Genomic DNA, 19531 nt, shown 5'->3' on the forward strand with positions numbered 1-19531 from the left:
CCAAGAAAGTGGCCTCGACGTTGGGTCAACGACATGCATGAGAACAAAGACTTAAAGCGCGTCGCTTGAATCCGCTTCAACGCGACGCACTTTAATCGGACAATCACCGCCAAACGGCGAGCAGGAGAGAAAATGGCCGAGGATAGTCCTTTCACTGTCGACGCGGATTGGCTGCAGCAGCGCCTCGGCGAGCCGGGCCTGACGATCATCGACGCATCCTGGTATCTGCCGGCGCAAAAGCGCGATGCGCGCGGCGAATACGGCGCGGCCCACATTCCGGGCGCACGATTTCTGGATCAGGTCGCGGTTTCGGACCCGGATTCGCCGCTGCCGCACACGCTGCCGTCACCGCAGCATTTTGCCCAGTATGTCGGATCGATGGGCGTTTCGGCCGACGACACCATCATCATCTATGATGGTCCGGGCTTCTTCTCGGCGCCTCGGGCGTGGTGGATGTTCCGAGTGATGGGCGTCTTCCAGACCTATATTCTGGACGGTGGCTTCGATGGCTGGAAAGCGGCCGGCCGGCCGGTAACGGCCCAACCGACCAGGATCGCGCCAAGTGTGTTTCATGCCGATTTCGACGCCGGTCGCGTTGCCAGCCTCGCCGACATGCGCCGGATCGTCGATACCGGGGAAAGCCAGATCGCCGACGCCCGTGGACCGGGCCGCTTTGCCGGCACGGAGCCAGAACCGCGCGCCGGTATCCGCTCCGGCCATATGCCTGGCGCGCGCAATCTGCCCTACTCGGCGCTGTCGGAAAATGGCAAGCTCTTGTCGAAGGACCGCTTGCGCAAGGTGATTGAGGCGGCCGGCATCGATCTGTCGAAACCCGTCATCACCTCGTGTGGTTCGGGCATTACAGCCGCGGTGGCGACGCTGGCTCTGGAAACGCTTGGCCATACCGACAACAGGCTTTACGACGGCTCATGGACGGAATGGGGTGGGCTCTCCGACACGCCGGTCGTGACCGGCAAGGAATGAAGACGATGGAAAACGGTGCGCTGGAAGACATCGATGTCACGGTCACGTTCCTCGAAATGCATGTGCCTCCAGCCTATTCGCCGCCGGTGCCCTACAACCGTCAGGTCGCCCTGCTGAAGACCAAGGACATTCCCCTGCATTTCTACCGCTATTTGATGGATCGGGTGGGACGCAAATGGCACTGGGTGAACGTGCTGAGGCTGGATGACGAGGAGCTTTCGGCCGGCATCCACCGCGAGGACCGCGACATCAGAGTGCTCTACCTCGACGGCGCGCCGGCCGGCTTCTTCGACCTCAAGCCGCATCTGCCGGAAGAAGTCGAGCTCGCCTATTTCGGCATGATGGAACATGCGACCGGGCAAGGCATCGGCCGCTGGTTCCTGGGGGCGGCGATCGCAGCGGCGTGGTCGTACGGGCCGAAGCGGGTGACAGTGCAGACCTGCACGCTCGATCATCCGGCGGCTTTGCCGCTCTACCAGAAGCTCGGCTTTGCGCCGGTGGCGCAAAAGAAGGAAATCGTGCATCCGCTGCCTTTCGGAGAACGCTCGGCCAGCGTCATGAGGCCGTGACATCAGCCAAAAATCCGAAGCATCCGCCACTGCGCAGGAATCGGGTGGGAAGCGTGAACTTGAGGGCATAATTTCCGGTGGACAACACCGGAGATCCCACCATGACCATTCAGTTCAAAGCGCTGCCGACCGAAAATGTCAGGGCATTGCAGCACGGCGGCTCGGATGCCTACGGCCAAACGCCCGAACGAAAGATTTCCGACGGCGATGGCATGCCTTGTCGGCACTGTCTGAAGAACATCGCCGCTGGCGACGTTTACCTCGTTCTGGCCTATCGGCCATTCCCGGAGCTTCAGCCTTATGCCGAAACCGGGCCGATCTTCTTGCATGCCGACGAATGCGACCGCGCCGCCGAGAGCGAGGTGCTACCCGAGATTCTCGAAAGCCCTGACTACATCGTGCGCGGCTACGGCAGGGATAATCGTATCGTCTACGGCAGCGGCGGTGTCATCCCGACCGGAAGAATTGCAGCGCGAGCCGAGGCCCTCTTCGAGCATGACGATATCGCCTACGTCCATGTCCGCTCGGCGCGCAACAATTGCTACCAGTGTCGCATCGAGCGCGTCTGAGGCATTGGAACGCTGGGCGAGGGCTTGTCGTACTCCCGTCGCACAATCGCGCTAGAAAGCCATTGTCGATCGATTTGCCGACCGCGGATGAACCGGCGGCAAATCTCGATATCGAGGAAGCGGGGCTTTGGCTCCGCTTTTTTGTTGCCCTCGCGCTCAAGAAAACCTTCGCGCCCAAGAAAAAACCCGCCGGCATGAACCGGCGGGCTGACGGAGGAATTCTGAAGGAGAATCAGGCCGCGAGAACGGCTTTCGGCTCAACCAACTCGTAGCCGAGCGCCTCGGCGACCGCGCGGTTGGTGATCTTGCCCTTGTGGACGTTGAGGCCATTGCGCAGATGGTGGTCATCGACTAGCGCCTTCAGGCCCTTGTCGGCAAGCTGCAGGCCATAGTGAAGCGTCGCGTTGTTGAGCGCGTGGGCCGACGTGACCGGCACCGCGCCAGGCATGTTGGCGACGCAGTAATGGATGACACCGTCGACCTCGTAGGTCGGCTCGGCATGGGTAGTGGCGTGCGAGGTCTCGAAGCAGCCGCCCTGGTCGATGGCGACGTCGACCAGCACGGAACCCTTCTTCATGCCGGACAGCATTTCGCGCGTGACGAGCTTCGGCGCCGCGGCGCCGGGTATCAGCACCGCGCCGACGACGATGTCGGCCGAGAAGCATTCCTCCTCGAGCGCCTCGACAGTCGAGTAACGGGTGTGCACGCGGCCGGTGAAGAGGTCGTCGAGCTGGCGCAGGCGCGGGATCGAGCGATCGATGATGGTGACGTCAGCGCCAAGCCCCACCGCCATCCTGGCAGCATGCAGGCCAACGACGCCGCCGCCGAGCACAGTGACCTTGCCGGGCAGCACGCCGGGCACGCCGCCGAGCAGCACGCCGCGGCCGCCATTGGCCTTCTGCAGCGCCGTTGCGCCGGCCTGGATCGACAGCCGACCGGCAACTTCCGACATCGGCGCCAGCAACGGCAGGCCGCCACGGTCGTCGGTGACGGTTTCGTAGGCGATTGCGGTGACACCGGAAGCGAGCAGGCCCTTGGTCTGCTCCGGATCCGGAGCCAGGTGGAGATAGGTGTACAGGATCTGGCCTTCGCGAAGCTGCGCCCATTCGTTGGGCTGCGGCTCCTTGACCTTGACGATCATGTCCGACTTGGCGAACACATCGGCAGCCGTCTTGGCGATTGTCGCACCGGCGGCGCGATAGGCATTGTCATCGGCGCCGATACCGGCGCCGGCGCCGGTCTCGACCAGCACTTCATGGCCGTGGGCGACATATTCGCGGACCGAGCCGGGCGTGAGGCCGACGCGATATTCGTGGTTCTTGATTTCCTTGGGGCAGCCGACGCGCATTTTCTTCTCCTGATCCGGCCCTTTTGGGCTCGTTCCCTGTATAGGTGGAGTGAACCACGAATCGCTGCGCAGGTGTTTGCGAATGCGCTTGCGCGAACGGCCCAGTTTCGATAATCGTTGCGCGAAACAGTGGGATATTCGCAGGATTCACGAAGAATGCCGCTCGACAGGATTGATATCGCCATTCTCGAGACTTTGCAGAAGGATGGCAGGATACCGAATGCAGCGCTGGCCGAGAAGGTTGGCCTGTCGCAATCGGCCTGTTCACGCCGGCTCGACAATCTGGAGAAATCCGGAACCATCCGGGGCTACCATGCCCGGCTTTCCAATGCCGCCCTTGGCCACCAGATGACCGCGATCGTGCATATTTCGCTGTCAGGACAGTTCGAGAAGACGCTGTCGGATTTCGAGGCGGCCATCAAGCGCTGCCCCAACGTGCTGTCATGCCACCTGATGTCGGGCGAATACGACTATATCCTGCGCATCGCGGCCAAGGATCTCGTCGACTACGAACGCATCCACAAGGAATGGCTGTCGGCGATGCCGCATGTGACCAAGATCAACTCGTCATTCGCCTTGCGTGAGATCGTCGACCGCACGGCGATGGGCATGAAGCCGGAAATGGCTTAACGCCAAAGGCATACCCGGACGTCCTTCCCAACATAGCACGCGCCTTCGCGGCGAAGGTCTTCCCAGCGTTCGTCACCGTGAGTTTCGGAAACGTCCGAGTTGCCATAGCCTTCCCAAAGATCACCGTCCTTGTATACAACTGCCCAGTAGTCTTTGGACATTTCACCAGCCCCACTCTGCGTATCAGGATAGTCAATACCTGCAAAAACTTGCCGAGGCCCCTGGATATTGAAATCGCCGCCCTTCTCGATTTGATAGTAGCATCTTCCGGATATGCGAGTCTGACCGTCAACAGTAAGCAGGCAGCGGCCCCATTTATAGCCGCTCGGTAAACGATGCTGTGGTTGCGCCTGCGAAGGCGAAACGGAAAACGCAATTGCAAGGGCAGCCGCTGTTGTTCGTCCGATCATCTTATCATCCGTTGTGACGCAGCCAATCCTAGGAGCTACCGGACACTGTTGGATCCGCCCGGAGCGCATGTCGAAACGCCGCGGCATGGTTCCCTTAAAGATCAGACTATTTATCGACCAAGTCGGATTTTTGTCACATGACATTTGCGCTGCTTCGCAGCGGAACAGAAATCCAGCTGGTCTCATTTTCCAAACAGGGGTGTTAGGCCTCGGTGACGATCCGATCCATCGGGATGTCGTGCGGCTGCGGGTAGATGGTGGCGATACGCTGCAACTCATAGCCGACGCCGATGACCAGCGGCTTGAACGGCATCGCCGCCAGCGTACGGTCGAAGAAGCCGCCGCCATAGCCCAGGCGGTAGTTTCTAGGATCGATGCCGACGATTGGCGCAATGACGATGTCCGGCAGCACCGGATCGCCCTCGGCCGGGATCGGGATGTTCCAGACACCTTTTTCCAGCCGGTCGCCCGGCGCGTAGGGGCGAAAGATCAGCGGCTGACCTTTCTCGATGACAACGGGCAGGGCGGTGCGGCCGCCGCGCGCATTGACGGACGCCATCCATGGGCGCAGGTCCGGTTCGCCGCGAAACGGCCAGTAGAGACTGACCATGCGGCCGGCGATCTCGCCGACGATTGCGTCGAGACCTTGCGCAATGCGCTGCGACATCACCGATCGCGCGTCGGCCGAAACGGCGAGACGCGCGGCGATCAGGCGTTCGCGCTCGGCCTTGCGCCAGCGCCGGACGTCGGTCCAGTCGGTTGGTGGTGTCTGAAACGCGGGATCGAGTTCATGCATGAAGCAGGGAGGAGAGGCATATTGCGCCGGACCTTGGTCGTCATGATTGTTAGCCATGCTTTTCCTCATCGCGTATTTGATCACGCTATACCTCGTAACACGATACGACATGTGCGTTCACGACATTGGACGACGAGTCTCAGGCACCACCCCGCGTTGCTGCGATGCACAAAAGTACCTACATCTAGGTTAGGCAATCTTGCCCGTTAGCGGTGAATGAGATGAACCAGGCCAGCCATCATGTCGTTGTTGTCGGCGCGGGTTTTGGCGGCCTCGAATTCACCCGAGCGCTTGCCGGTGCGCCGGTCCGCATCACCATGATCGACAAACGTAATCATCACCTTTTCMAGCCTCTGCTCTACCAGGTGGCTACCACGGCGCTGGCAACGTCCGAAATTGCATGGCCGGTCCGCCACCTCCTGCGCAAGCGCAAGGATGTGACGACGCTGCTTGCCAATGTCGTCGGCGTCGATCGCGCCGGCAAACGCGTGCTGCTCGATGATGGCAGTGCTGTCGCCTACGACACGCTGCTGCTCGCCACCGGCGCGCGCCACGCCTATTTCGGCCACGATGAATGGGAACCTTTCGCGCCCGGCCTGAAGACGCTGGAGGATGCCACCACGGTTCGGCGGCGCATTCTGCTGGCCTTCGAGAAGGCCGAGCGGGAGATCGATCCCGTCAAGCGCCAGGCGCTGCTGACCATTGCGATCGTCGGTGGCGGGCCGACCGGCGTCGAGCTTGCAGGCACCATCGTCGAACTGGCGCATGACACGCTGCGCGGTGAATTCCGCAACATCGATACACGGCAAACGCGTGTCGTGCTGATCGAGGCCGGTGACCGAATCCTGGCCAATTTCGCACCGAAACTTTCCGACTACGCGATGAAGGCGCTCGAGCGGCTCGGCGTGACCATCGAACTTGGTAGGGCGGTTACGCGGTGCGACGCCGAAGGCGTCGTTTTCGGCGACAAGAGCTTGTCGGCAGGCACAATCCTGTGGGCAGCGGGCGTCGCCGCCTCGCCGGCCGCCGAGTGGCTCGGCGCGGCGGCGGATCGGGCGGGCAGGGTACTCGTCGAGCCTGACTTGAGCGTGCCGGGCAGCCCGGAGATCTTCGTCGTCGGCGATGCCGCGCATGTGCTGCGGCCGGACGGGCGGCCCGTTCCCGGCGTGGCTCCGGCCGCCAAACAGCAGGGCCGCCATGTTGCCGCCACGCTAAAGGCGCGGCTTGCCGGCAACACCAGCCCACGGCCGTTCCGCTACCGGCATGACGGCGACCTCGCCACGATCGGCAAGCGCGCCGCCGTGATCGATTTCGGTTGGATCAAGCTGACCGGCTGGGCGGCATGGTGGCTGTGGGGCATAGCCCACATCTATTTCCTGATCGGCTTTCGCAACCGGCTTGCGGTTTCACTGAGCTGGCTATGGATCTACGCGACGGGCCAGCGCAGCGCGCGGCTGATCACCCAGGGCGACGACGACAAGGGCTGACTTCTTCTCCCCAGACCGTTCATCCGCACGTCATCTGTTGCTGATCGAGTGGCGGCGTCATGCGCTCGACTTGTTGAACGGACTCGGATGGGTTTCAGCGCGAAATTCGCTGCGGGGCAGGGCTTGTCACGTCGTCGAAGGAGAAAATATGTCTCGACTGCTCCATCCTGTCTCCCGCCGCGATCTCCTTGGCGGTGCCGCCGCAGCAGGAGCGATGATCATGTTGCATCCGTTCTCCGCCCGCGCCCAGGCCAACCAGGCCCATCTTCGGATCATGGAAACCACCGATATCCATGTGAACGTGCTGCCTTACGATTACTACGCCGACAAAGCGAACGACACGATGGGCCTGTCGCGCACGGCTTCCCTGATCGACGCAGTGCGCAAGGAAGCCGTCAATTCGATGCTCATCGACAATGGCGACCTGCTGCAGGGCAATCCGATGGGCGACTACATCGCCTATGAGAGGGGCATGAAGGACGGCGACCTGCATCCGATCATGAAGGCCATGAACCTGCTCGGCTACGAATGCTCGACGCTGGGCAACCACGAGTTTAATTACGGCCTGTCGTTCATGGACAAGGTGCTGGCTGGCGCCAATTTCCCCTTTGTCTGCGCCAATTTGATCCGCGGCACCGAGCTTGCCGCGAACCCGCGTGACGACAAGCTTTATCTCAAGCCCTATGTCATCCTCGACAAGAAGATCAGGGACGGGTCAGGCGCAGAGCAGCCGATCAGGATCGGCATCATCGGCTTCGTACCGCCGCAGATCATGGTCTGGGATCTCAAGAATCTGGAGGGCAACGTCAAGACGCGCGACATCGTCGAGGCGGCCAAGGCCTGGGTGCCGCAGATGAAGGAGGAAGGCGCCGACATCGTGATTGCGCTCTCACATTCCGGCATCGACGTGAAGCAGGGCGACATGATGGAGAATGCGTCGTTCTTCGTCGCCGGTGTCGACGGCATCGATGCGGTATTCACCGGCCACCAGCATCTTGTCTTCCCTGGCAAGAAGGACTTCCAGTCGCTTGACGGCGTCGACACGCAAAAAGGCACGCTGCAGGGCAAGCCCGCCGTGATGGGCGGCTTCTGGGGCTCGCATATGGGGCTGATCGACCTGATGCTGGAGCGCGACGGGTCGAAATGGAAGGTCGTTTTCGCCACCTCCGAGGCGCGGCCGATCTTCGAACGCGTCGACAACAAGGCCAAGCCGATCGTCCCCGACGACAAGCGCATCATCGCGGCACTCGAACAGGACCACCAGGCAACTCTGGCCTATGTGCGCCGTCCCGTCGGCAAGACCTCGGCGCCGCTCTATTCCTATTTCGCCCTGGTCGCCGACGATCCGTCGGTGCAGGTCGTCAGCCAGGCGCAGACCTGGTACCTGAAGGATATTCTCAAGAACACGCAATGGAAGGACGTGCCGCTGCTGTCGGCCGCCGCACCCTTCAAGGCCGGTGGACGCAGCGGCGCCGACTACTATACAGACGTGCCGGCAGGCGACATCGCCATCAAGAACGTCGCCGATCTCTACCTCTACCCGAACACTGTGCGGGCCGTCGAAATCACCGGCGCGCAGGTCAAGGAATGGCTGGAAATGTCGGCCGGCATCTTCAACCGGATCGAACCGGGCAAGGCCGACCAGGCCCTCATCAACACCGACTTCCCGTCCTACAATTTCGACGTCATCGACGGCGTGACCTACAAGATAGACCTGTCGCAGCCGCCGAAATACGATGCCAAGGGCGGACTGGCGAATGCCGGCGCCAATCGCATCGTTGACTTGATGTTTGACGGCAAGCCAATTGATCCCAAACAGAAATTCGTCGTTGCGACCAACAACTACCGTGCCGGCGGTGGTGGCAATTTCCCGGACATCAATGCCTCGAAGATCATCTACGAGGCGCCGGACACCAATCGCGACGTCATCGTTCGCTACATCGTCAGCGAGGGCACGATCAATCCGTCGGCGGACGGCAACTGGTCGTTCGCGCCGCTGCCTGGAACCAGCGTCGTGTTCGAAACCGGCACCAGGGCGAAGGATTTCATTGCCGAGGTGAAGTCGCTGAAGATCGAGCCGGTAGGAGAGGGCGAAGCGGGATTTGCGAAATACCGAATCCTTCTGTGACCGTCGGCGTAGGTCCGCGCCGCCAAGCCAGCGTGGACCTATGCCTTGTAGACCACCTGGCGCACGTCGATGTAGCTGGCACGGAAGCCGGCCTCGCAGTAATGCAGGTAGAATTCCCAGAGCTTCTTGAAGCGGTCGTCGAAGCCGAGCGGGACGATCTTTTCCCATGACGCCCAAAACCGCTGCCGCCATTCGGCGAGCGTGCGCGCATAGTCGTCCGGAAACACGCGCTCGCGCAGATGGGCAAGGCCGTGATCGTTGCCGAGTGCCTTCAGGATCGACGGCGTCGGCAGCATGCCACCCGGAAAAACATAGCGCTGGATGAAATCCGGCCTTGCGCGATACGTGTCGTAGGCGGCTTCGTTGATGGTGATGATCTGCAGGCCCGCAGTGCCGCCGGGCCTCAGGCAGGCTTTCATCTTGCCGAAGAACACCGGCCAGTACTTCTCGCCGACCGCCTCGAACATCTCGATCGAGGCGATGCGGTCATAGGTGCCTGTTTCGTCGCGATAGTCCTGCAGCTTGATGTCGACCTTGTCGGCAAGCCCGGCCTTGGCGACGCGCGCCTTGGCGAAGTCGTGCTGCTCGCGGCTGATCGTCAGCCCGGTCACACGGCAGCCGATCTCGCGTGCCGCGAATTCGGCGAAGCCGCCCCAGCCGCAGCCGATCTCCAGCACGTGATCCTTCGGTCCGATCCCCGTATCCTTGGCCAGTGCGCGATATTTGGCGGCCTGGGCGCTTTCGAGGTCGTTGGCACCGGTGGCATAGAGTGCCGAGGAATAGGTCATGCTCGGATCGAGCCATTCCTTGTAGAAGGCGTTGCCGAGATCGTAATGCGCCGAAATATTGCGCTTCGAGCCGGTGCGTGTGTTCTCGTTGAACCAGTGCCGGATGCGCTGGACGGTGTTGATGAGCCAGCTGGCGCCGCCAGCAACGCGTTCGCCGATGGCCGAATTGACCACGAACAGCTCCAGGAAGCTGGTGACGTCAGGGCTTTCCCAATCGCCGTCCATATAGGATTCGGCAAGGCCGATCGTGCCGCCGGAAAAGGCACGGCCGGGCAAGCGCCAGTTCTTGAGCACCAGTTCGGCGTCCGGGCCCGGTCCCTTGCCGCCGACCAGCACGGCGCGTCCGTCCGGCATCCTGACCTTCAGCGATCCGCGCGGCAGGTTCATTGCCGCCGACAGCACCATGCGCGCCTTCGCCGGCAAGCCCTTGACGATCTCGGCGAAATTGAATTCGTCCAGCCTGACCGCGTCGCTCAACGCCAGACCATGATGTTCCTTGTTTGTCATCTCACGCCCCTGCGCTTCCGCGGTGTCGGCGCAAATTGCCGAGCCTCGGTTCTCGCGGTTCATTCGCCGGGTTCGAACGCCATTGCCTGATCCCGGCAGTTGACCGGTTTCGGCGACAGGCGGGCTCGAACGAAAGCGCGCACCCTTTAACCAGAGCTTCAGCGCTGCCCAGTGAATCCCTTTGACAATCTTCCACGTCATGAGGGCGAACATCAAGAGGCAGGCTGCAAGCCGGGCTGTGCCAAGTGGAGGGCACTCGCAGTCGTGGATCTGGCTTTTACACAGCAAAGGCCGAACACGCCCAAAACGCCTATGGTTGCAACCGTGCTTGTGCAATAGTTTTAGCCATGCGTTATGTGATCGTCATTGCTGCCATCACCTTTTTCCTGATCTGGGACGGCCTCTACAATCAGGGCCGGTATCTCGACACGGCGGTAAGGGGTGTCACGCACGTGGTGCGATCCGTCACCGGCGAGAGCTAGCGCCCATCCGCATGAGGCGCTGCCGCGACATCCTTGTCGATTGACGCGGCCGTCCTGTCGTCACAAAAGACCCCGGCACTTAATGCATGTCGTCCAAAAGTGGCCCGGTCTTGGGGCAACGACATGCATAGAGACAAAGACGTGAAGCGCGTCGCCCGACGCGCTTCCGATCGAGGAGGCGGCGTTGATCCGGCATATCGTTTTCTTCAGCGCGCGGCGCAAAGAGGATGTGGAGGCCGTTCGCACCGGCCTGCAGGCGCTCGGCAACATTCCCCATTCCAGCCTCTTCGAGGTGACCATCAACACAAAGGTCGACCCGCTGTCGGACGAGATCGATGTGGTCGTCTATGCCGAGTTCGCTGATGACGCGGCGTTGGCCGCCTACAAGGCGCACCCGCTCTATGGACAGACGACCAGCAAGGTCAAACCATTGCGCGAGCTGCGTTATTCCGCGGATGTCGTGGCCGGTGCCTGATTGAGACTTGAACCGGTTTGCGGAATGATGCACATCGCGCCTGTATGAACCGAACATCAGCCGCCGGCACTCATCCGCTCGATCATCTGGTGCTGCCGACACAGAACGTCGACGTGGCACGAGCCCGGCTCACCGCGCTTGGCTTCGTGGTTGCCCCGACCGGCATTCATCCCTTCGGGACCGAAAACTGTTGTGTTTTCCTCGCCGACGGCACCTATCTCGAGCCGCTCGCGGTCGGCGACGAACAGGCCGCGACGGCGGCCATTGCCGACGGCAATGTTTTCGTCGCGCGCGACCGTATCTATCGCAACAGGCACGGTGACGAGGGGTTTTCCGCCGTGGTCCTGGGGACCAGCAACGCAGATGCCGACCAGGCACGCTATGTCGAAGCCGGCATCTCCGCGGGAGACATGCTGAGCTTTTCGCGCGCGTTCACCGACACGGCGGGTAAAAGCGACATTGCATCGTTCAAGCTCGCCTTTGCATCCGATAGCAACGCTACGGATGCTTTCCTGTTTGCCTGCGAACGGGTCAACGCGCCGAAAGTGGATCGGACGGCCTTGCAGGCGCACGCCAACGGCGCCACGGGAATTGTCGAGATCGTGGCGGTCAGCGATCGGCCCGCCGAGCAGCGCCGGCTGATCTCCTTGGCGGTGGACGATCCGGCCGCCAGCGGGCGAGGCGGCGCGTTTCACTTGCCGAATGTAACCTTGAGTGTGCTTGCCCCAACGTCTTTCATGGCACGCTTTGGCTTGCCGGCCGGCGCGCCGACGGACCTGCGCTTCGCCGCCGTGGTCTTTTCGGTTCCCAGCGCCGATATCACCTCGAGGCTGCTTGCAGCCAACTCCGTCAAACACGATATAGCGGGGAATGATATTGTCGTGCAGCCGGCATCCGGACGGGGCGCGGCTTTCATCTTCCGGGAGATCCAATGAGCAAGCCCCTGGCGCCCAATTCGTCGGTAACCGTCGGCAATGTCGTCTTCGACAACAACGCGGCCTTGTCGCTGATTGCTGGTCCTTGCCAGTTTGAATCGCGCCAGCATGCCTTCGACATGGCCGGCGCGCTGAAGGAACTGACCGGCAAGCTTGGAATAGGCCTCGTCTACAAGACCAGCTACGACAAGGCCAACCGCACCTCGCTGTCGGCGACGCGCGGTGCGGGCATGGAAGCGGCACTTCCCGTCTTCGACGAACTGCGCAAGGAGTTTTCGCTGCCGGTGCTGACCGATGTCCACACCGAGGAACAGTGCGCGATCGTCGCGCCGCATGTCGATGTCCTGCAGATTCCGGCCTTCCTGTCGCGCCAGACCGACATGCTGGTCGCCGCCGCGAGGACCGGCAAGGTGATCAACGTGAAGAAGGGGCAGTTCCTGGCTCCCTGGGACATGAAGAACGTGGTTGCCAAGATCACCGGTTCCGGCAACGCCAATGTCTTGACCACGGAGCGCGGCGCGTCGTTCGGCTACAACACGCTGGTGTCCGACATGCGCGCTCTGCCTATCATGGCCGAGATCGGCGCGCCGGTGATCTTCGACGCCACGCATTCGGTTCAGCAGCCAGGCGGGCAGGGCGGCTCTTCTGGCGGCGAGCGCCGCTTTGTCGAGACGCTGGCCCGTGCCGCTGTCGCCGTTGGTGTGGCTGGCGTGTTCATCGAGACCCACCAGGATCCGGACAATTCGACCTCTTCCGATGGCCCGAACATGGTGCCGCTGAAGGATATGCCGGCACTGCTGGAAAGACTGATGGCGTTCGATCGTATCGCCAAGGGTCACTGAAACGTCCCACGGACGTTCCAGCGTCGGTTACTGACAATGGCGCCATGGCCCCGGCGCTTGTGGAAGACATAAGCCGGCTGTACGCTCGCCTCGCAAATGAGCGTTTTGGCAGGAGGAAGCCATGTCTGTCGCCCGCGTCACCGAAATCACCTCATCGTCGAAGAAGAGCTTTCAGGACGCCATCGAGAAGGGGATTGCGCGTGCCGCAAAGACCTTGAAGAACGTCGAAGGCGCGTGGATCCAGGACCAGAAGATCGTCGTCGAGGACGGCAAGATCGCTGCCTATCGCGTCAACATGAAGGTCACCTTCATCCTCGCGGAGTAACCGGCTGCCGCCGAAAAAGTCGGGAACTTTCGCCCGCGCCCCTCATTGTCAAAGCATAGATCAACGACAATGAGGAGCACATCATGACAACCCAGACAGGCCACACCGAAGCCATTGCCGCTTCGCGCGTCATCGGCACGTCCGTCTACAACACCGAGGGCAGGAGCATCGGCAGCATCGAAGACATCATGCTCGACAAGACCTCGAACGGCATCATGTTCGCGGTGATAGGCTTCGGCGGTTTTCTCGGCATCGGCGAGAAGTACCACGCCATTCCGTGGGCCAGCCTCGACTATGACGAGGACAAGGGGGGCTATGTCGTTCCGTTCTCCAAGGAACAGCTGAAGGCCGCACCCGCCTATTCGATCAACGAACTGGCCGGCGCAGATGGCGAGACGGCGCGCGACGCGTCCTATGATTATTACAAGGTCACGCCTTACTGGCATTGACGCCCGAAAACAAAAGGCCCCGTTCAGACGGGGCCTTTTGGATTCGATGCTGCGCCTATTCGCTGACATGCAAGGCCGGTAGCGGCCCTGCTGCCTTGGGTGGCGATTGCTGATCGTCGCACGACGTCAGAAACGCCGCCGCGATCAGGAACAGACTCACGATACCACTCAACTGGGACATGGCGAAACTCCTCCTGTTTCGCCCCGCGCACCCGCACCATAGCCGGAAGTACATCCGCCGCACATGACTTATGATGACAGCGATTTGCGCTTCGTGAATCGCCTGATGCATATCGCCACAAAGTAGTCCCCGGTTTTGAGAGAACCGCATGCGGCGCCTGAATCCGTTCAGGCGCGACGCGCTTTAGGCTGACGCCACGGCAATAATTGCGACCGGGCCGATTGCCTTTTGCGGCACTTTGGCTAAGACGTGCGCGACCCTTCTTCAGATCAATCGAGGACATCGCAATGACCGCCATCATCGACATTGTCGGGCGTGAAATCCTGGACAGCCGTGGAAATCCGACCGTCGAGGTCGATGTCGTTCTCGAAGATGGCTCGATGGGCCGCGCTGCGGTGCCGTCGGGCGCCTCGACCGGCGCCCACGAGGCCGTCGAACTGCGCGACGGCGGCGCCCGCTATCTCGGCAAGGGCGTGCTCAAGGCCGTCGAAGCCGTAAATGGCGAGCTGTTCGAGGCGATCGGCGGCATGGAAGCCGAAAACCAGATCCATATCGACCAGACCATGATCGAGCTCGACGGAACGCCCAACAAGAGCCGCCTCGGCGCCAACGCCATCCTCGGCGTCTCGCTGGCCGTGGCCAAGGCAGCAGCCGACGCCGCCGGCCTGCCGCTCTACCGCTATGTCGGCGGCACCAAGGCGCATGTCTTGCCGGTGCCGATGATGAACATCATCAATGGCGGCGCCCATGCCGACAACCCGATCGACTTCCAGGAATTCATGATTCTGCCGATCGGCGCGCCGACATTGCGCGAAGGTGTTCGCTGGGGTTCGGAAATCTTCCACACGCTGAGGAAGAAACTGAAGGATGCCGGCCACAACACCAATGTCGGCGACGAGGGTGGCTTTGCCCCGAACCTGAAGAGCGCGCCTGTGGCGCTCGACTTCATCATGGAATCGATCGAGAAAGCCGGCTTCAAGCCCGGCGAAGAGATCGCGCTCGGCCTCGACTGCGCCGCGACCGAGTTCTTCAAGGACGGCAACTACGTCTACGAGGGCGAGAAGAAGACCCGCGATCCCAAGGCCCAGGCCAAGTACCTGGCCAAGCTCGCCGCCGACTATCCGATCATCTCGATCGAGGACGGCCTTGCCGAGGACGACTGGGAAGGCTGGAAGTATCTGACCGACTTGATCGGGAAGAAGACCCAGCTGGTCGGCGACGACCTGTTCGTCACCAACACGGCACGGCTGCGTGACGGCATCCGCATGGGCGTCGCCAATTCGATCCTGGTCAAGGTCAACCAGATCGGTTCGTTGACGGAAACGCTCGACGCCGTCGAGACCGCGCACAAGGCCGGCTACACCGCCGTCATGTCGCACCGCTCGGGCGAAACCGAGGATTCGACCATCGCCGATCTCGCCGTTGCCACCAATTGCGGACAGATCAAGACCGGCTCGCTGTCGCGCTCGGACCGCATGGCCAAGTACAACCAGCTGATCCGCATCGAGGAAGAGCTCGGCAAGCAGGCGAGCTACGCCGGCAAGTCGGTGGTCAAGGGCTGATCCGGAAACACCCAGGCATGGGATATCGATGAAAGGGCGGGAGCATTCCCGCCCTTTTTCATTTCGGGTCTCGATCAGCCGTTCATCCGTAACCGTCCGTTAAGCACAATCGGGCGAAAGATGGGGAGCCGTATCAGTTCGCGGCCGCGAGGATTTGGATATGTGGACGCGTCAGCACAAGCAGAGAAACACCGGCCGGCTGATCATTCCCTCGCTCTGCGTGGCGTTCCTCGCCTATTTCGGCTTTCATGCCTACCACGGCGAATTCGGCATCAACTCGAAATATCAGCTGGAAGCCCAGGCGGTTGCGCTGCAAGCTCAGCTCGACGCGATCAAGGCACGCCGGATGGAGCTCGAACGGCGCGTTCGGCTCATGCATGAAGGGTCGATCGAGAAGGACATGCTCGACGAGCAGGCGCGCAAGGCGCTCAATCTGTCCCAGGCTGACGAAATCACCATCATGTTGCCGGTCTCGGCGAAGTAACCAGCTTTCAGTTAATAGCCAATATTTTCAATGATTTTAATCGCTTAGACGCATGTGAGCTATGCAATTTCGGCATGGCATAACGCTCTAGCGCGTGTTAGCCTCTCCAAAATCGGTGGGGAGGAGCTGATCTCCCCAGGGCGGATTTGATCCTGCCCTAATGTCCGCAAAGAGACGCCAACAGGGAGTGATGCATGGCCACCGCAGCCAGAAAAGCGCCTGCCAAATCCAAATCCGACGGCAAAATGGGGCTTTCGGCCCCCAAGCCTGCGGAGTTCACCAAGGATGAAGAGCTTGCCGCCTATCGGCACATGCTGCTTATCCGCCGTTTCGAGGAAAAGGCCGGCCAGCTTTACGGCATGGGCTTCATCGGTGGGTTCTGCCATCTCTATATTGGCCAGGAAGCGGTCGTCACCGGCATGAAGATGGCGCTGATCCAGGGCGACCAGATGATCACCGCCTATCGCGACCACGGCCACATGCTGGCGATGGAGCTTTCACCGCGCGGCGTCATGGCTGAGCTGACCGGGCGTCGTGGCGGCCTGTCACGGGGCAAGGGCGGCTCCATGCACATGTTCTCCAAGGAGAAGCATTTTTACGGCGGCCACGGCATCGTCGGCGCGCAGGTGTCGCTCGGCACTGGTCTCGCCTTCGCCAATCGCTACCGCGACAACAACAATGTGTCGCTGACCTATTTCGGCGATGGTGCGGCCAACCAGGGCCAGGTCTATGAAAGCTTCAACATGGCCTCGCTGTGGAAGCTGCCGGTTATCTACATCATCGAGAACAACCGCTATGCCATGGGCACTTCTGTCTCGCGCTCGTCGGCGGAGACGGACTTTTCGCATCGCGGCGCCTCGTTCAAGATTCCCGGGCTCCAGGTCGACGGCATGGATGTCCGCGCCGTCAAGGCTGCGGGCGATCTGGCCACCGAATGGTGCCGTGCCGGCAACGGCCCGCTGATCCTCGAAATGCAGACCTATCGCTACCGCGGCCACTCGATGTCCGACCCGGCGAAGTATCGTTCCAAGGAAGAAGTGCAGAAGATGCGCTCCGAGCATGACCCGATCGAGCAGGTCAAGGCGCGGCTTATCGAGAAGAAATGGGCGACCGAGGACGAACTGAAGACCGTCGACAAGGAGGTTCGCGACGTCGTCGCGGACGCCGCCGAATTTGCCCAGAACGACGCGGAGCCGGATCCGTCCGAGCTCTGGACCGATATCGTATTGTAACGGGAGGGCAAGGACATGCCGATCGAAATTCTCATGCCCGCTCTCTCGCCGACCATGGAAGAGGGCAATCTTTCCAAGTGGTTGAAGAACGAGGGCGACAAGGTCGTCGCCGGTGACGTCATCGCCGAGATTGAAACCGACAAGGCGACGATGGAAGTCGAAGCCGTCGATGAAGGCACGCTTGCCAAGATCGTGGTTCCTGCCGGCACCGAAGGCGTCAAGGTCAATGCAGTGATCGCCGTACTCGCGGTTGACGGCGAAGACGTCGACAAGGCCGGCGAAGGCATCGGCGAAGAGCCCCCCAAGGCTGAAACAGCGGCGCCTGCGCCGGCGGCAGCCAAAAGCGAGGCCTCAGCACCGGTCGCAGCCGCCCCGAAAACGGAAATCGCCGCCGATCCGGATATTCCGGCCGGGACGGAAATGGTCTCGACCACGGTGCGTGAAGCGCTGCGTGATGCGATGGCCGAGGAAATGCGCCGCGACGGCGATGTCTTCGTCATGGGCGAGGAAGTTGCCGAATACCAGGGCGCCTACAAGATCACTCAGGGACTGCTGCAGGAGTTCGGGCCGCGGCGCGTCGTCGACACGCCGATCACCGAGCATGGCTTTGCCGGCGTCGGCGTCGGCGCGGCGATGGCCGGCTTGAAGCCGATTGTCGAGTTCATGACCTTCAACTTCGCCATGCAGGCGATCGACCAGATCATCAACTCGGCTGCCAAGACGCTCTATATGTCGGGCGGCCAGATGGGCGCGCCGATCGTGTTCCGTGGACCGAACGGCGCCGCCGCTCGCGTCGCAGCCCAGCATTCACAGTGCTATGCCGCCTGGTACAGCCACATTCCCGGCCTCAAGGTCGTGATGCCCTACACCGCTGCCGATGCCAAGGGCCTGCTCAAGGCGGCGATCCGCGATCCCAACCCGGTTATCTTCCTCGAGAACGAAATCCTCTACGGTCATTCCTTCGACGTGCCGAAGCTGGATGATTTCGTGCTGCCGATCGGCAAGGCGCGCATCCACAAGACCGGCAAGGACGTCACCATCGTCTCCTTCGGCATCGGCATGACCTATGCGGTCAAGGCTGAAGCCGAGTTGCGCGGCATGGGCATCGACGCCGAGATCATCGACCTCAGGACCATCCGCCCGCTCGACCTCGACACGGTCGTCGCCTCGGTCAAGAAGACCAACCGGCTGATCGTCGTGGAAGAGGGATATCCGCAGAGCTCGGTCGGCGATCACATCGCCAACCAGGTGTCGCAGCGCGCCTTCGATTTCCTTGACGCCCCGGTGATCACCATTGCCGGCAAAGACGTGCCGATGCCCTATGCGGCGAACCTCGAAAAGCTGGCGTTGCCGAATGTCGGCGAGGTCATCGAGGCGGTTAAAGCCGTCACGTATCGCTGAACCGGGCGGGAGGACAAAATGCCAATCAACATCACCATGCCGGCCCTGTCGCCCACGATGGAAGAGGGCAATCTGTCAAAGTGGCTGGTCAAGGAGGGCGACAAGGTTTCGCCCGGCGATGTCATTGCTGAGATCGAGACCGACAAGGCAACAATGGAAGTCGAAGCTGTCGACGAGGGCACGGTTGCAAAGCTCGTCGTTCCGGCCGGCACCGAGGGCGTCAAGGTCAATGCGCTGATCGCCGTGCTCGCTGCCGAAGGCGAGGACGCCGGTGCCGCTGCGAACAGCGGTGGCGCTGCTGCGCCAGCGAAAGCGGAAGCGCCGAAAACGGAGGCACCTAAGGCGGAAGCACCAAGGGCTGAGGCGCCAAAGGCCGAGCCTGCGGCCGCACCCAAGGCGGTAGCGGCTCCGGCCGCCAACGGCCATGCCGCTGGTGAGCGCACCTTTGCGTCGCCGCTCGCGCGCCGCATCGCCAGGGAAGCCGGTGTCGATGTGTCTGCCGTGACCGGCACCGGCCCGCATGGCCGCGTGGTGAAAGCCGATGTCGATGCAGCGATTGCCGGTGGCGGCGTCAAGCCTGCCGCCAAGGCAGCGCCCGCAGGCGCTCCGGCGGCTCCGGCAGCTGCCGCCGCGCCGGTGAAGGCGATGTCGGACGAGCAGGTGCTGAAACTGTTCGAGCAAGGCTCCTACGAACTCGTCCCGCACGACAATATGCGCAAGACCATCGCGCGCCGCCTGGTCGAGGCCAAGACCACCATCCCGCATTTCTACCTGACACTCGACTGCGAACTCGACGCACTCTTGGCATTGCGCACGCAGATCAATGCGGCAGCGCCAGTCAAGAAGACCGAAAAGGGTGACGTGCCGGCCTACAAGCTGTCGGTCAACGACATGGTGATCAAGGCAATGGCGCTGGCGCTGAAGGCGGTGCCGGATGCCAATGCGTC

General features: G+C 61.7%; 23 protein-coding genes. 18 read left to right on the forward strand and 5 right to left on the reverse strand.

Annotated elements, in window-relative coordinates; translation table 11 throughout:
• Nucleotides 1–132: 132 nt before the first annotated feature.
• The 4 genes from sseA (at nucleotide 133) to AC1D2G_RS32560 (ending at nucleotide 2394) form a co-directional block, all read left to right on the forward strand.
• The gene (sseA, locus tag AC1D2G_RS32545; protein WP_477419138.1) at nucleotides 133–984 is read left to right on the forward strand and encodes a 3-mercaptopyruvate sulfurtransferase; all 852 of its coding nucleotides are present in this window, start codon (nucleotides 133–135) and stop codon (nucleotides 982–984) included.
• A gap of 5 nt (nucleotides 985–989) precedes the next feature.
• A complete protein-coding gene (locus tag AC1D2G_RS32550; protein WP_095091816.1) occupies nucleotides 990–1553 on the forward strand; it encodes a GNAT family N-acetyltransferase in 564 nt (187 codons plus the stop codon).
• A 101-nt stretch (nucleotides 1554–1654) separates the two neighbouring features.
• Nucleotides 1655–2122, forward strand: a complete 468-nt coding sequence (locus tag AC1D2G_RS32555) for a DUF1203 domain-containing protein (protein WP_477419140.1) — start codon at nucleotides 1655–1657, stop codon at nucleotides 2120–2122.
• A gap of 62 nt (nucleotides 2123–2184) precedes the next feature.
• Nucleotides 2185–2394, forward strand: a complete 210-nt coding sequence (locus AC1D2G_RS32560; protein ID WP_477419142.1) for a hypothetical protein — start codon at nucleotides 2185–2187, stop codon at nucleotides 2392–2394.
• On the opposite strand, the gene ald is transcribed toward AC1D2G_RS32560, so the two are convergent.
• Entirely contained in the window at nucleotides 2355–3470 is a 1116-nt protein-coding gene (ald, locus tag AC1D2G_RS32565; protein WP_095091638.1) for an alanine dehydrogenase, read from the reverse strand. The two genes, AC1D2G_RS32560 and ald, sit on opposite strands and share 40 nt — an antisense overlap.
• A 156-nt stretch (nucleotides 3471–3626) precedes the next feature.
• On the opposite strand from ald, the gene AC1D2G_RS32570 reads away from it, so the two are divergent.
• Entirely contained in the window at nucleotides 3627–4100 is a 474-nt protein-coding gene (locus tag AC1D2G_RS32570; RefSeq protein WP_010909317.1) for an Lrp/AsnC family transcriptional regulator, read from the forward strand.
• On the opposite strand, the gene AC1D2G_RS32575 is transcribed toward AC1D2G_RS32570, so the two are convergent.
• Together AC1D2G_RS32575 and AC1D2G_RS32580 are read right to left on the reverse strand one after the other, a co-directional pair.
• The gene (locus tag AC1D2G_RS32575; RefSeq protein ID WP_477419144.1) at nucleotides 4097–4510 is read right to left on the reverse strand and encodes a hypothetical protein; all 414 of its coding nucleotides are present in this window, start codon (nucleotides 4508–4510) and stop codon (nucleotides 4097–4099) included. The two genes, AC1D2G_RS32570 and AC1D2G_RS32575, sit on opposite strands and share 4 nt — an antisense overlap.
• Before the next feature lie 202 nt (nucleotides 4511–4712).
• A complete protein-coding gene (locus AC1D2G_RS32580; RefSeq protein ID WP_477419146.1) occupies nucleotides 4713–5363 on the reverse strand; it encodes a 5-formyltetrahydrofolate cyclo-ligase in 651 nt (216 codons plus the stop codon).
• 164 nt (nucleotides 5364–5527) lie between these two features.
• Between AC1D2G_RS32580 and AC1D2G_RS32585 the strand changes: the two genes are divergently transcribed.
• Both AC1D2G_RS32585 and AC1D2G_RS32590 read left to right on the forward strand, forming a co-directional pair.
• On the forward strand, nucleotides 5528–6793 hold the full coding sequence (locus tag AC1D2G_RS32585; RefSeq protein WP_477419148.1) for an NAD(P)/FAD-dependent oxidoreductase: 1266 nt from the start codon (nucleotides 5528–5530) through the stop codon (nucleotides 6791–6793).
• A 148-nt stretch (nucleotides 6794–6941) separates the two neighbouring features.
• Nucleotides 6942–8921 carry a bifunctional 2',3'-cyclic-nucleotide 2'-phosphodiesterase/3'-nucleotidase gene (locus AC1D2G_RS32590; protein ID WP_477419150.1) on the forward strand — a complete coding sequence of 660 codons (1980 nt, stop codon included), beginning with the start codon at nucleotides 6942–6944 and terminating at the stop codon, nucleotides 8919–8921.
• Between the two features lie 38 nt (nucleotides 8922–8959).
• On the opposite strand, the gene AC1D2G_RS32595 is transcribed toward AC1D2G_RS32590, so the two are convergent.
• Nucleotides 8960–10216 carry a class I SAM-dependent methyltransferase gene (locus tag AC1D2G_RS32595; protein WP_477419166.1) on the reverse strand — a complete coding sequence of 419 codons (1257 nt, stop codon included), beginning with the start codon at nucleotides 10214–10216 and terminating at the stop codon, nucleotides 8960–8962.
• Between the two features lie 347 nt (nucleotides 10217–10563).
• Here AC1D2G_RS32595 and AC1D2G_RS32600 point away from each other — a divergent pair, with 347 nt between their 5' ends.
• The 6 genes from AC1D2G_RS32600 to AC1D2G_RS32625 all read left to right on the forward strand — a co-directional run bounded on the left by AC1D2G_RS32600 (nucleotide 10564) and on the right by AC1D2G_RS32625 (nucleotide 13724).
• The gene (locus tag AC1D2G_RS32600; RefSeq protein WP_280952844.1) at nucleotides 10564–10698 is read left to right on the forward strand and encodes a hypothetical protein; all 135 of its coding nucleotides are present in this window, start codon (nucleotides 10564–10566) and stop codon (nucleotides 10696–10698) included.
• Between the two features lie 184 nt (nucleotides 10699–10882).
• Nucleotides 10883–11173, forward strand: coding sequence for a Dabb family protein (locus tag AC1D2G_RS32605; RefSeq protein WP_457153997.1), 291 nt, complete (start codon nucleotides 10883–10885; stop codon nucleotides 11171–11173).
• 44 nt (nucleotides 11174–11217) lie between these two features.
• Entirely contained in the window at nucleotides 11218–12108 is an 891-nt protein-coding gene (locus AC1D2G_RS32610; protein ID WP_477419152.1) for a VOC family protein, read from the forward strand.
• Complete coding sequence (gene kdsA / locus AC1D2G_RS32615; RefSeq protein ID WP_457153995.1) at nucleotides 12105–12950, forward strand: 3-deoxy-8-phosphooctulonate synthase; 846 nt, start codon at nucleotides 12105–12107, stop codon at nucleotides 12948–12950. Before AC1D2G_RS32610 ends, kdsA begins: the two co-directional genes overlap by 4 nt.
• Before the next feature lie 121 nt (nucleotides 12951–13071).
• Nucleotides 13072–13275, forward strand: coding sequence for a dodecin family protein (locus AC1D2G_RS32620; protein WP_019858016.1), 204 nt, complete (start codon nucleotides 13072–13074; stop codon nucleotides 13273–13275).
• Between the two features lie 83 nt (nucleotides 13276–13358).
• Nucleotides 13359–13724, forward strand: a complete 366-nt coding sequence (locus tag AC1D2G_RS32625; protein ID WP_095091630.1) for a PRC-barrel domain-containing protein — start codon at nucleotides 13359–13361, stop codon at nucleotides 13722–13724.
• A gap of 55 nt (nucleotides 13725–13779) precedes the next feature.
• Here AC1D2G_RS32625 and AC1D2G_RS32630 read toward each other — a convergent pair whose 3' ends face one another.
• Nucleotides 13780–13905 carry a hypothetical protein gene (locus AC1D2G_RS32630; protein WP_477419154.1) on the reverse strand — a complete coding sequence of 42 codons (126 nt, stop codon included), beginning with the start codon at nucleotides 13903–13905 and terminating at the stop codon, nucleotides 13780–13782.
• 287 nt (nucleotides 13906–14192) lie between these two features.
• On the opposite strand from AC1D2G_RS32630, the gene eno reads away from it, so the two are divergent.
• The 5 genes from eno to AC1D2G_RS32655 form a co-directional block, all read left to right on the forward strand.
• On the forward strand, nucleotides 14193–15467 hold the full coding sequence (eno, locus tag AC1D2G_RS32635) for a phosphopyruvate hydratase (RefSeq protein ID WP_184874324.1): 1275 nt from the start codon (nucleotides 14193–14195) through the stop codon (nucleotides 15465–15467).
• Nucleotides 15468–15627: 160 nt separating this feature from the next.
• Complete coding sequence (locus AC1D2G_RS32640) at nucleotides 15628–15951, forward strand: FtsB family cell division protein (RefSeq protein WP_477419156.1); 324 nt, start codon at nucleotides 15628–15630, stop codon at nucleotides 15949–15951.
• A gap of 194 nt (nucleotides 15952–16145) precedes the next feature.
• Entirely contained in the window at nucleotides 16146–17183 is a 1038-nt protein-coding gene (gene pdhA / locus AC1D2G_RS32645; protein ID WP_477227108.1) for a pyruvate dehydrogenase (acetyl-transferring) E1 component subunit alpha, read from the forward strand.
• Between the two features lie 15 nt (nucleotides 17184–17198).
• Nucleotides 17199–18584, forward strand: a complete 1386-nt coding sequence (locus AC1D2G_RS32650) for a pyruvate dehydrogenase complex E1 component subunit beta (protein WP_477419158.1) — start codon at nucleotides 17199–17201, stop codon at nucleotides 18582–18584.
• A gap of 18 nt (nucleotides 18585–18602) precedes the next feature.
• Nucleotides 18603–19531: biotin/lipoyl-containing protein (locus AC1D2G_RS32655; RefSeq protein ID WP_477419160.1), on the forward strand; the 929-nt coding region annotated here is incomplete at its 3' end.

The sequence above is a fragment of the Mesorhizobium sp. P2_C7 genome (genome assembly GCF_056404515.1).